The sequence below is a fragment of the Leptolyngbya sp. Cla-17 genome (assembly GCF_016807185.1).
In the GTDB taxonomy this organism is placed as follows: Bacteria; Cyanobacteriota; Cyanobacteriia; order Leptolyngbyales; family Leptolyngbyaceae; genus ULC077BIN1.
Window position 1 is genome coordinate 130,376 of sequence record NZ_JAEVYN010000001.1, and the last position, 11,959, is coordinate 142,334.

Consider the following 11,959-nt stretch of genomic DNA (forward strand, 5'->3'; position numbering starts at 1 on the left):
AAGTTACAAATTGGAGGGCGATCGCTATGCAAACAAACATGCAAACCGTTAATTTAGGCAAAGATGGATCTGTTGTGCCTGCGATTGGTATTGGTGCATGGTCTTGGGGCGACAGCCTATTTTGGAGCTATGGCAAAGACTACGGAGCAGACCAGGTGCGTGAAGCCTTCCATGCTGCCGTTGAGTCTGGTATCACCTTTTTTGATACCGCAGAGATTTATGGCTTGGGTGAATCTGAGCGACTGATTGGGCAATTCCTCAAGCAAACCGACAAGCCAGTTCAAATCGCCACCAAATACTTTCCCCTCCCTTGGCGGCTCAATGCTCAAGCGGTTGCAGACACCCTGACTGCCAGCCTGCAACGGCTTCAGGTCGATCGCGTAGCGTTGTACCAGGTGCATTTCCCCTTAGATTTTTTGATGAGCCAGCGCACCTTAATGAATGCGCTAGCCAATGAGGTTGATCAAGGCAGAATTGGGGCGATCGGTGTCAGCAACTATTCCGCCGAGCAAATGCGGCAGGCTCACACATTTTTAGCGGCGCGGGGCATTCCTCTGGCAGTGAACCAAGTCCGTTATTCTCTGCTGAGTCGCCAGATTGAAACCAACGGGGTGCTAGCTGCGGCAAGGGAACTGGATATTGCCATTCTTGCCTATAGTCCCCTGGCGCAAGGATTGCTCACCGGTAAATACACTCCAGACTCAGTGCAAACCCTGCGGGGGGCACGGCGCATTGATCCCCGATTCAACCGGGCTGGATTGGAAAAAATTGCCCCACTCGTTAACGCTTTGCAAACAATCGGCGATGTTCATCAACGCACCCCTGCTCAAGTTGCGTTGAATTGGCTGATTGCTCAAGGCAACGTCATGCCAATCCCTGGTGCTAAAAATGCAAATCAAGCGGTGCAAAATGCAGGCGCGATCGGTTGGAGCCTCATCCCAGAGGAAGTGGAGCAATTGGATCGGTTGACTCTCAACTGATAGGGGTGGAAGAAGTGAGGGAGTTCAGGTCCAACGAATCAATGGGTGGCACAATCTCCCATAGACTAACCTCTGTTCGTCCTCTAAACTGAACTAAGTCGTTTCCGCCCTGAATTACTAGCCCCTTGGGAGTTATGCATACAGTTTTGATCGTGGATGATAGCCTCACTGTGCGGCAAATGGTTTCAGAGCAACTCCGAAAAAGTGGGTTTAATGTAGTTGAGGCGATCGATGGCGAAGAAGCAATCACCAAAATCCGCGCAAACCTCCCTGATCTGGTTGTTACAGACATCGTGATGCCCCGCAAAAATGGCTACGAGCTATGCCGCTGGCTGAAAAACGAACCGAACACTAAGCACATTCCTGTGGTCATGTGTACGAGTAAAAGCGAGGAGTTTGATGTGTATTGGGGCATGAAGCAAGGTGCAGATGCGTATATTACAAAGCCGTATCATCCGCCGGATTTGATCGATGCGGTAAAGAAGCTGCTGAAGTAAGCACCAATGGTTTTTGGGCAGGAATGCCCACAGCACGAGGATAGAGCGGTTGAGTTGGAGCAACCTTACGAATATATAAACAGTGGCGATCGCCGTGAGTAATAGGCGTTTTAAACGCTGTCACTTGTTCTAGCTCACCACCCAGCAGCAAATTCACCACCGGAGCAAGATCCTCCGCTTCTTCTTCAAGCCACTGTCCTCGATACAGCACGGCTAAACCACCAATTTTCACTAGCGGCAGTGCATACTCCACGCAGATGGATGCCGCGCCTACGGCCCGAACTACCACCAAATCGTACTGTTCTCGATGGGCACGATCGCGCCCAATCTGCTCTACTCTGTCTACCAGCGTGGTGGCATTCGCAATATTTAAGCGCTCCAACAACTGACTGACAAAATCAAGCTTTTTGCGGGTGGAGTCAAGCAAGGTGACCTGCCAGCTCGGTTGGGCGATCGCGATTGGCAATCCCGGAAAACCCGCTCCAGTGCCAATATCAATAACGCGGTAAGGGTTCAGATTCCGTTCTGGTGTTAGGTGCGAGGTGTCGGGGTTGGAAAGCTCATTGCTGGGTAACTGGAGAAACGACTTAATTCCACTGAGCGAATCCCACAGGTGTTTTTCCCAAAACTCTATAGGGTCAGTAATCCGGGTTAAATTAAGCTGTTGGTTGCCTTCCAGAATCCCTTCATAAAGCTGCTGGAATAGACTATTTTGGGCAACACTGGGCTGCCAACCTAAGGTTTCTTGCCAAAGATCAGAAAAATCGGGCAGGGTAGATGGCACGGTATTGGTAAGCACAGTTTTGCTGAAAAATAAGGGGCAGAAATCAAAAAATTACTTGGAAATTCACCTGTGCCCGGATGGCTATGGTGCGATCGCACGGATGCAATTCATTAAAACTTGAGGTGATGCAAGAGCTTAGATACTGTATCACTGGGTAAAGAGAGCCGCCGTTGAAGGTGAGTTAGGTTGCGATAGGGATGAGGAAAGCGATTTTGGACGATCGTCCGGGCTAAGTAGGTATCCACACCAGGAATTCGCAAAAGTGCTTCTACAGATGCCGTGTTTGCATTAATCGGTCGAATGGTGTGAAGACTATCTTCATCGTAATAACAAAACAACAGCACCGGTTTCCAATGATTCAGCCGCTGCACTGGTTGCCCCAATGCCGCCGCAATGTCTTCTAGGGCATGAAGGTGAACCCCAGACTGGGTCAGTTCCACCAGCGATCGCGCCTGATGAATAGACAAACCAGGCAACCGCAACCAATCATCTACCCCCGCTTGATTCACATCAATTTGGATGCCTAAGCTTGCAGCCAATTGTAATTCTTCAAGCGTTTGAAATCGATAGTAGGGATCGCTCAAGATCCGCGATCGTATCGATTGAGATTGAGTTGCATTTACAAACCAGTCGCGCCAAGCCATGGGATATGTGCTTTAAAAGTTTTGAGTTTTGGCTTCCGGTGAGTTTGCAGAACCGAATTTTGAGTCTTGTTTGCACTCAGATCTCCGCACTCTTTATCCAATATGATCCAGTAGTTTCCGCCGTTTCTGCTCAAATTCGTATTCCGAAATCAATCCATCCATACGAAGTTGGTCGAGTTGACGAACGGCATCGGCGATCGCGCTAATTTTAGTAGGATCAACCTTGGGAGATGCAAAAGTAGCCGAGATCGAGTTTGATGGCAAAGTTTCCGAATTAAACCGCGAATCGAATTCATTAGCATCTTGAAATAGATACCAAACCGCTTCAATGCCACAAGCAATGCGAGGAATAGGAGTCCACGATAACATTAAATACAATGTCCCCCAGATAGGTTGCTTCAGGTAAAACTTATGAAACCCTGAGACGGGAGCTATCATGCCAGCCAACGCTAGCAAAGAAGCAACTTTTCGATCTTTTGGCTGACTCAAAATGTCATTCCAACTGGGCGATCGCCACACGGGTGTAACTCCTTCTACTTCTTATTCTTGAGGCAACTGCTTTTAGTTTATCTCTGCTTTTATAATGCCTGGGCAAAAACCATAGCAAGGATTCATAGGACTTCTCCGGTCGAACCAGATTTTGCACAGTACATTAGATTAAAGATAAATACGGGTTGCAATTGACCTTATTTTAGGTCTCCTTCTGTTTTTATGGGATGCAGTACCAGTTCACACCGTCAACATCTAATTTTTCTTGCTCAAGGGCTATTTGATTGGCAACTTTACGACTTATTGAAGATGTCTCGTTTGCTCAAGCTTGCTAGTCTCTGAAGAGTTTTTATCTATTTTGAGAGTTTATCACTTTCAAAATTTATCTATCCTGCTAGGACTGACCTTCGATGTCGCAAAGTTCGCTTATTCCTGAATGGACAGAAAAATTCATTGATCCCTATGCCGTGCTGGGTGTTGCAGTCACAGCTGACAATAATCGGGTGCTTAAACGCTATCGAGAGATTGCCAAACTCCTTCACCCCGATCGCTTTGGGCTAGAGCATGGAGCTACAAAGGAACTAGCGACACAACTGTTAGCAAGCTTAGTTAACCCTGCCTATAAACAATTGAAGGCAGAGAAAGGACGCAATGAAAGTATTGCCAATCTCCGAATCAAAGTGCGCTTATTTCACAAGCGAAACGGGGCGATCGCGCCCAAAAGTAAGGTTGCCCGCCAGCTCCTTGAGCATCCTGTTAGCGCTGTAGACGTTTTTTATGAGCAAGCGGCAGCCAACCTGGCAACTGATCAATATCAAGATATTGACCAGTTTGAGTCTACGACAGAGCAAATTGGTGAGCTAAATCTAGTATATCTTCAGCTCAAAATGGGCGATATGGGCGTTCGTGAGAAGCGCTCTGGAATTATTGCCGCCGCTGAAGCAAAACCCATCACCGTTACTCCTACTCCAGTTGCTTCGGAAGTGATAACCGAAAGCTATGACCAACGCCACTATCGTCGTGCTAGACAATATGCAACCAACAGCAACTGGACAGAGGTCGTTTGTGAACTGCGGGATGCTATCAAGCTAAAGTCTGACAAGAGCGAGTATCACTCTTTACTCGGAGTCGCTTATCTACGACAAAATATGCAAGGCATGGCAAGAGCACATCTAAAGCGGGCACTGGAACTAGATCCTAGCGATCCTTTAGTGATCAAATACGCCCCTCAGGCAGGCATCATTGTTCCGGCTTCCACTCCGCCATCAGTCAACGACAAACAAGCTCCAGCGAGACAAGCCGCTGCGGCTTCACAAAAACGCGGTGGATTATTTGGGTTTCTCAGAGCGGACAAGTAACCGCTATGGCAGAGTGGTGAAACCCCTACTTAACTTGCATTCGGCGATCGCTCTAGAATAATAAAACAGCCGCATTCAGGAACATTACCGTTCTGAATTCATTAAAAATTGGTTTAACGCGATGGGATTCTTTGATTCTGAAATTGTTCAAGAAGAGGCAAAGCAGTTGTTTGAGGATTACCAATCTCTCACGCAGCTAGGCGGTAGCTACGGTAAGTTTGATCGCGAAGGTAAGAAGATGTTCATCGACCAGATGGAATCTATGATGGATCGCTACCGTATTTTTATGAAACGGTTTGAGCTATCTGAGGACTTTATGGCTCAAATGACCGTTGAACAGTTGCGGACTCAACTGGGTCAGTTTGGCATGACTCCTCAACAAATGTTTGACCAAATGAACATGACCCTAGAACGCATGAAAGCAGAACTCGAAAAAACTTTATAAGTTAAGAACGCTTAGTTGATGGATTGAGATCGGCTAGAACGAAATCAACCATTGTAAAAGCCACGATTACAGTAATAGTTCTGAAACCTCAGCAAGACGCTCTTCCCTTCTTCTTTTGTTGATTGAAACACCACCGTCGTCAAGCTTTGAGTCCAAGGTTTGGGAATAGTTGACTAGCAGCAGCAAACTGAACCCAATTGGTTGTCGCCGTTTCCAGAGAGTGGGCAACAATCTTTCCAGAATCGATTGCACTGTAGGAACCCTTCCTCTAATGTGGGTGCTTACACTGCCAGCATGATCACGTTGCTTTCTGCGACAGCAACTTCAAATGTCCTAATTGGGGCGGTTTCGCCTACGGATGTGGCGAGTTGGTGGAGCTTGTTTTCACACTGCGCCTAGCTGCGATCGCCCAAGCTTGCAATACCAGTATGAATCACTTGAGCGCGGTTTTAAGCAAGCTATTGGGACGGCTGTGCATCAGTTGCCATGCATTAAAGAATTGAGAAAGCTAAAATCTTGCTCCAAACCACAAAAAACGCTGGTAGAGATGCATTTGAACTAGGTTTTTCCAGTCAAGCTCATTTCATAACTAGCTTTCGCAAGGACTGTGGAGTTACGCCCTACAAATTTCGACGAAAGATCTAACTCTACCTTGCCGAGCGAAAAATATCAGTTAATATTATTATTTTTACAAATAACATAGTATTTGTTTATGTTCTGGACTGGCTCAACCAATCGGGTCTATCTCCAGAACGTGGGCAAATGGTTTATATAAGTTTAAGGTTATGGGCATGACGTGGGTACATAGATAAGTTCAAACGAGGTATGTGAATGTCTGGTCTTCCTTCGTCAAAGTCAAAGTATTCCGAGCCTGTTGAAGCGCGAGAACATGAAATCCCACCTGCAAAGCGGAAGCCGCGATCGCCTTTAGGTTCAAAATCATCAACGAACCGCTGGTTAGCAATTGGCGGACTTTTACTGGTGCTGCTGGGCTTAGCATTTGGCTGGCGTTGGTGGCAGGCTAGCCAAGCAGCAGCGCGAGGAACCGGAGCAGAAATGCCCTCAGGCATCCCGGTCAAGTTAGGTACCACTCAAACGGCAACTGTGCAAGAGTCTTCGGAGTACGTGGGGTCCTTAGAATCTTTGCAGTCGGTCATTCTAAAGCCAGAAATTACCGGGCGCATCAGCGGGATTCTGGTGAAATCAGGTGACAGCGTGCAAGCAGGAGATCCGCTGATTCAATTAAAGCCCGATAAGCGAGAGGCTGAGGTTGCCAGTGGGCTAGCAGCCGTTAATTCTGCCCGTGCCATCCGCTCCAATGCCGTTTCTCAACTCCAGGAAACCCAGGCAGATCGGATTGCTAAGCAAGCTGAGGTAGACCTGCAAAACCAGGAATATCGGCGGATTTCGTCTTTGGTGAAAGAAGGCGCACTGTCACGACAGTTGTTGGATCGAACGGCGCGCGATCGCACCAGAGCGATTTCAGAATTGAGAGCAATGGATCAGCGGATTCAATCTGCTAAAGCCAGCATTGCCGAGTCTGAATCTGGGCTGCAACAAGCCCAGGCAAATGCCAATTTAAACACTGCTCAATTGCAAGACACCACTATTACTGCACCGTTTAGTGGCATAGTAGGCGACGTTCCGGTTCGGTTAGGGCAGATTGTTGAGGTCAGAGACACGCTGACCACTGTGACCCAAAATGAATCTCTGGATTTGAAGCTATCCATTCCGCTGGAAAGAGCGGCTGAGCTGCGGATTGGGCTGCCAGTTGAGCTAACCAATGCTCAAGGAAAGATACTGAGTAGAGGGCGGGTTAGTTTTATTTCACCCCAGTCTGATAGCCGCTCTCAGAGCGTTTTGGCAAAGGCAACCTTTGCTAATAGTTCAGGCAAGTTACGAGATGGGCAGTTTGCACGTGCCAGAGTAGTTTGGCGATCGCTTCCCGGAATTTTGATTCCTTCCTCTGCCATTTCCCGCCTTGGTGGAGAAAACTTCGTCTTTGTTGCCCAAGCGCCAAATGATACATGCAAAGAAATTCTTAAATCAGGACCGCCCGGTGCTCCCGCAGGAGAACCTTCAGCGCTTGTTGCCCGTCAACGGCTCATCAAACTGGGTAGCATTCAGGGTAACAGCTACCACGTTTTAGAGGGACTCAAACCAAACGAGCGAGTGGTTGTGTCTGGCATTCTCAACCTGTCAGAGTGCAGTGCGATCGCGGAAGCCACAGGCAACGGCAAATAAAGGTTAGGAATCAGAGACAACACTGCTCAATTACCCAACCTCTTTTCCTCGATCCAAACTCTTAGCGCGAAACCTAGACCTGAAACCTAGAGCTTACTCCCATGGCTGACTTTTTTATCAAGCGACCCGTCTTCAGCATTGTATGTTCACTGATTATTTTGCTGATTGGGGCGATTTCCATTCCAGGATTAGCGGTCGATCAGTTTCCCGACATCAGTCCGATTCAAGTGCAGGTGAGCGCAAACTATCCCGGAGCGAGTGCTGAAGTCGTTGAAAGTGCAGTGACCACAATTTTGGAACGGCAAATCAACGGGGTGGAAGGGCTCCGTTACATGAACTCCACCAGCAGCAACGATGGTTCTAGCACCATTACTGCAACGTTTGAATCGACTCGCGACAAGGACATTGCAGCGGTAGATGTGCAAAATCGTATTTCTTCGGTGCAGTCTCAGTTACCCGAAACAGTGCAGCAAACTGGGGTCAGGGTGAGTAAGCAGTCGAATAATATTTTGTTGGCGATCGGGTTGTACACGGAAAACAAAGAGTACAGCAATATCTTTTTAAGCAACTATGCCGATCTGTATATTGGTGACGCTCTAAAGCGGGTTGATGGAGTGAGCGAAGCGAGGATTTTTGGCGAACGGCGCTATTCCATGCGGCTATGGCTGGATCCAGAACGACTGGCATCGCGTGGATTAGTTGTGCAAGATGTGGTTGCGGCTTTAAGGGAACAGAATATTCAAGTGGGCGCGGGACGAGTTGGGCAGTCTCCTTCCCCGGCAGATGAGTTGTATCAAATTGACCTACAGGCAGTAGGGCGGTTGAAAGATGCCTCTGAGTTTGAAAATGTAGTGATTAAGGCTGATTCAGCCAGCAGAACGCTGATTAAGTTGAGCGATGTGGGGCGGGCAGAACTTGGAGCTGAAAACTACAGCAGCTTTCTGCGGTTTCGTGGCAAAGATGCAGTGGGGCTAGGAGTATTTCCGGCTCCTGGCAGCAATGCTCTTGAGGTGGCAGAAGGGGTCAAAAAGGAAATGGAGAAACTGTCGCAGTCATTTCCTCCTGGAATGAAGTATCAAGTGGCATTTGATACGACGCTGTATGTAGAGGAATCCTTAGCAGAGGTGCAAAAATCTCTGCTGGAGGCAATTATTCTGGTTGTGCTTGTGATCTTCATCTTTTTGCAAGATTGGCGCACAACGCTCATTCCCACGATCGTCATTCCGCTGTCGCTGATTGGTATCTTTGGCTTTGTCAAGGCGTTTGGCTTTTCGATTAATAGCTTGACGCTGTTTGGTTTGACCTTGGGAACAGGTTTGGTGGTGGATGACGCGATCGTGGTGGTAGAAAATATTAGCCGCTTGATTGAAACGAAGGGTATGCGCCCAATGGATGCTGCTTCCGAATCGATGCGGGAACTGACGGGAGCAGTAATTGCCACATCGCTGGTGCTGATGGCGGTGTTTGTGCCGGTGGCATTTTTTCCCGGAACAACGGGTTCATTGTATAAACAGTTCGCACTGACGATCACATTTGCCGTTTTAATTTCTACCTTCCTTGCCTTAACCCTAACGCCTGCGTTGTCAGCAATCCTTCTACGCCCGGGACAACGTCCACCTCGATTTATTGCCTGGTTTTTTAACTGGTTCAATTGGATGTTCGATCGCTTCCGTCACGGCTATCGGCAACTTCTAACCTGGCTGATTCACTTCAAAATGGTAGTCATCGGGCTGTTCGTGTTGTTGATCGGTGCTACGGGCTGGTTATATCTTCAAGTGCCTCAAGCCTTTTTGCCGGAAGAAGATCAGGGCTACTTCATCACAATTATTCAGGCACCAGAGGGTGTTTCGCTTAACTACACCGACAAAGTGATTGCCCAAGTCGAAAAGATTTTACTGGACGAAAAAGAGTTTCCTGAAGTAGTCGGCACCTTTGCGATCGGAGGCTTTAGCTTTAGTGGCAACACCGCTAACACAGGCGCTATCTTTACTACACTCAAGCCATGGAAAGAACGGCACGAGCCAGATCAGTCCGTTCAAGCCATTATTGGCAAAGTATTTGGCAAGGTGAGCACGATTACCGAAGCGCGAGTGCTGCCAGTGAACCCACCTGCGATTCGTGGTTTGGGCAGTTTCGGTGGCTTTCAATTTCAAATGCAGGATCGGCGTGGCAATGCCGATATTCAAGATTTGCTGAAGTCTGCTCAGCAGCTGATTGGACAAGCAAACGCACCGGGGACGGGCTTACAGCAAGTGTTTACGCAGTTTGCCGCCAGTACGCCCCAGTTTAAAGTGGATGTGAACCGGGATTTGGCAAAAGCACTGGGAGTTCCAGTGGATACTGTTTTTAATACCTTGCAGACGGCACTCGGTTCTCAGTATGTGAATGACTTTAATCTGGGGCAGCGCAGCTATCGAGTTTACGTGCAGGCAGACCAAGCATATCGAGCGAATCCTGGCGATATTGGCAGTTTGTATGTTCGCTCCGATCAAAATGAGATGGTGCCCTTAAGCAGTTTGGTGACCGTGACTCCGACTACAGGCGCACAAACGATTACACATTTCAATCTATTTCGGGCGATCGAAATATCCGGTAGTTCCGCACCGGGTATTAGTTCGGGGGATGGCATCAAAGCGATGCAGACTCTGGCGGATCGAACGCTGCCTCCTGGTTTTGGCTATGAGTGGGCGGGTACGGCGCTGGAAGAATTGGAATCGGGTGGTTTGGCTCCAATTATTTTTGGATTGGGACTGGTTTTTGTGTTCTTAGTGCTAGCAGCGCAGTACGAAAACTTTATTGATCCGATGATTATTATGTTGTCGGTGCCGCTGGCAATTTTAGGGGCGTTGGCGGCGCAATCGCTGCGAGGCTTGCCAAATGATGTGTATTGTCAGGTTGGATTGGTAATGCTAATTGGGATGGCAAGTAAAAACTCGATTTTGATTGTGGAATTTGCGAATCAACTGCGGGAAGAGGGATTGTCGATCACGAAAGCGGTAATTGAAGCGTCTTATGATCGCGTACGCCCAATTTTAATGACCTCGTTTGCCTCGCTATTGGGTTTTTATCCCTTAATGGTGGCAACTGGAGCAGGGGCACCTAGCCGAATTTCTCTAGGAACTGCGGTATTTGGCGGCTTATTGGTGGCAACTTTCCTCAGCCTGTTGGTGGTGCCGATCCTATACATTGTGATTACTAACTTGAGCGATCGCATCACTAAACGACCTCATCCACCTGAATCTGGAGCTTCAATGCCGACCCAAAAAGAACCTGATGTAGTCGCTCGTTAATGCGTATTAGGAGTTTGAGTTACGTCAGCAGGAGATCTAATCACTTAGAATCTTCCGTCGCGTCGTAAAATCAAAACGAATGCGTGCTGAGGTGGCTGAGGTGTTTAAATTGGCTTCGTCTCGTCGAGGGTTCTTGATATCAATAGCCACAGTGGCTGTAGGGCTAAAAGCCTGCCAAACTCAGTCGGCGAAACCTCCTGAAGTTCCGCCAACGCCCTATCCTGCGGCAACGCAAAGCGGCTCACCCGTATCGCTTTATGGAGCCGGGGCTACCTTCCCGGTTTATCTGTATCAAAAATGGTTCAGCGAATATAACCGGATCAATTCCAATATTCAGGTGAGCTATCAACCTGTTGGCAGCGCCGCCGGAATTCAGCAATTCATCGCAGCTACTACCGATTTTAGCGGCAGCGATACTACCCCAACAGATGCCGATCTTGCCAAGGTGAAAAATGGAGCCGTGCTGATTCCCACGACGGCTGGCAGCATTGCGGTGGTATATAACTTACCGGGGGTGAGTGGGTTAAAGCTCTCTCGTAAACTGCTGGCTGATATATTTTTAGGCAAAATCACAAGCTGGAATGATCCAGAACTAAAAGCGCTAAACCCAGCGCTGGCACTGCCCAATCAGCCGATTACAACCGTTCATCGTTCAGATGGCAGCGGTACCACGGCGGCATTTACGGCGCATCTCAGCGCGATCAGTCCAGAGTGGAAGGAGCGAGTAGGGACGGGCTTAAGCGTGCAGTGGCTAGCAGGTACCGGCATTAAGGATAATGCTGGAATTAGCGCTCAGATTCAGCAGGCAACGGGCACGATTGGATATGTGGAGTATGCGTTTGCAAAACAGCTCGGACTCGCGATCGCAACTATACAAAACAAAGCCAATCAGTACGTTTCACTTACGGATGAAAGTGTTCGCGCAGCGTTATCTACCGTTCAGTTTTCCGAAGATTTGCGTGGCTCAGTTCCCGATCCTGGTGGAGAAACCTCCTATCCGCTGGTCACCTATAGCTGGGTATTGGCATACCAAAAATATGCCGATTCGGCTAAAGCGAAAGCTCTACGCGACATCTTGCAATGGGGACTCACCGATGGGCAGAAGTTTGCTTCAGAGCTAGGCTACGTCCCTTTACCTGAAGAAGTTGCAAAAAAAGCGATCGCGGTTTTGAGTCAAATTCAATAGGGCAAACAAGAAAAGCAGTAAAAGGGCAAGCCTGGTTATCAA

At 48.3% G+C, this 11,959-nt stretch carries 11 protein-coding genes; 8 read left to right on the top strand and 3 right to left on the bottom strand.

Annotated features, from left to right (window positions below):
- Window positions 1-26: 26 nt before the first annotated feature.
- Entirely contained in the window at window positions 27-980 is a 954-nt protein-coding gene (locus JOY44_RS00610; protein WP_197984852.1) for an aldo/keto reductase, read from the top strand.
- 134 nt (window positions 981-1,114) lie between these two features.
- Entirely contained in the window at window positions 1,115-1,477 is a 363-nt protein-coding gene (locus JOY44_RS00615; RefSeq protein ID WP_171571873.1) for a response regulator, read from the top strand.
- Here the strand turns inward: JOY44_RS00615 and rsmG are convergent.
- The 3 genes from rsmG to JOY44_RS00630 all read right to left on the bottom strand — a co-directional run bounded on the left by rsmG (window position 1,419) and on the right by JOY44_RS00630 (window position 3,424).
- Window positions 1,419-2,276 (bottom strand): 16S rRNA (guanine(527)-N(7))-methyltransferase RsmG, encoded by an 858-nt coding sequence (rsmG, locus tag JOY44_RS00620; RefSeq protein ID WP_171571874.1) that lies wholly within the window; start codon window positions 2,274-2,276, stop codon window positions 1,419-1,421. The genes JOY44_RS00615 and rsmG overlap by 59 nt on opposite strands.
- A gap of 95 nt (window positions 2,277-2,371) precedes the next feature.
- Window positions 2,372-2,905, bottom strand: a complete 534-nt coding sequence (locus JOY44_RS00625) for a helix-hairpin-helix domain-containing protein (RefSeq protein ID WP_171571875.1) — start codon at window positions 2,903-2,905, stop codon at window positions 2,372-2,374.
- A 93-nt stretch (window positions 2,906-2,998) separates the two neighbouring features.
- Window positions 2,999-3,424, bottom strand: coding sequence for an NINE protein (locus tag JOY44_RS00630; protein WP_245404899.1), 426 nt, complete (start codon window positions 3,422-3,424; stop codon window positions 2,999-3,001).
- A 380-nt stretch (window positions 3,425-3,804) separates the two neighbouring features.
- On the opposite strand from JOY44_RS00630, the gene JOY44_RS00635 reads away from it, so the two are divergent.
- The 6 genes from JOY44_RS00635 (at window position 3,805) to pstS (ending at window position 11,917) form a co-directional block, all read left to right on the top strand.
- Window positions 3,805-4,752, top strand: a complete 948-nt coding sequence (locus JOY44_RS00635) for a J domain-containing protein (RefSeq protein ID WP_171571876.1) — start codon at window positions 3,805-3,807, stop codon at window positions 4,750-4,752.
- Between the two features lie 121 nt (window positions 4,753-4,873).
- Entirely contained in the window at window positions 4,874-5,197 is a 324-nt protein-coding gene (locus JOY44_RS00640) for a DUF1825 family protein (RefSeq protein ID WP_171571877.1), read from the top strand.
- Between the two features lie 498 nt (window positions 5,198-5,695).
- Window positions 5,696-5,842 carry a helix-turn-helix domain-containing protein gene (locus tag JOY44_RS32735; RefSeq protein WP_415881102.1) on the top strand — a complete coding sequence of 49 codons (147 nt, stop codon included), beginning with the start codon at window positions 5,696-5,698 and terminating at the stop codon, window positions 5,840-5,842.
- A gap of 186 nt (window positions 5,843-6,028) precedes the next feature.
- Complete coding sequence (locus JOY44_RS00650; protein WP_171571879.1) at window positions 6,029-7,441, top strand: efflux RND transporter periplasmic adaptor subunit; 1,413 nt, start codon at window positions 6,029-6,031, stop codon at window positions 7,439-7,441.
- Window positions 7,442-7,542: 101 nt separating this feature from the next.
- Window positions 7,543-10,731, top strand: coding sequence for an efflux RND transporter permease subunit (locus tag JOY44_RS00655; protein WP_171571880.1), 3,189 nt, complete (start codon window positions 7,543-7,545; stop codon window positions 10,729-10,731).
- A gap of 151 nt (window positions 10,732-10,882) precedes the next feature.
- Window positions 10,883-11,917 (top strand): phosphate ABC transporter substrate-binding protein PstS, encoded by a 1,035-nt coding sequence (gene pstS, locus JOY44_RS00660; protein WP_242541697.1) that lies wholly within the window; start codon window positions 10,883-10,885, stop codon window positions 11,915-11,917.
- Window positions 11,918-11,959 lie beyond the last annotated feature (42 nt).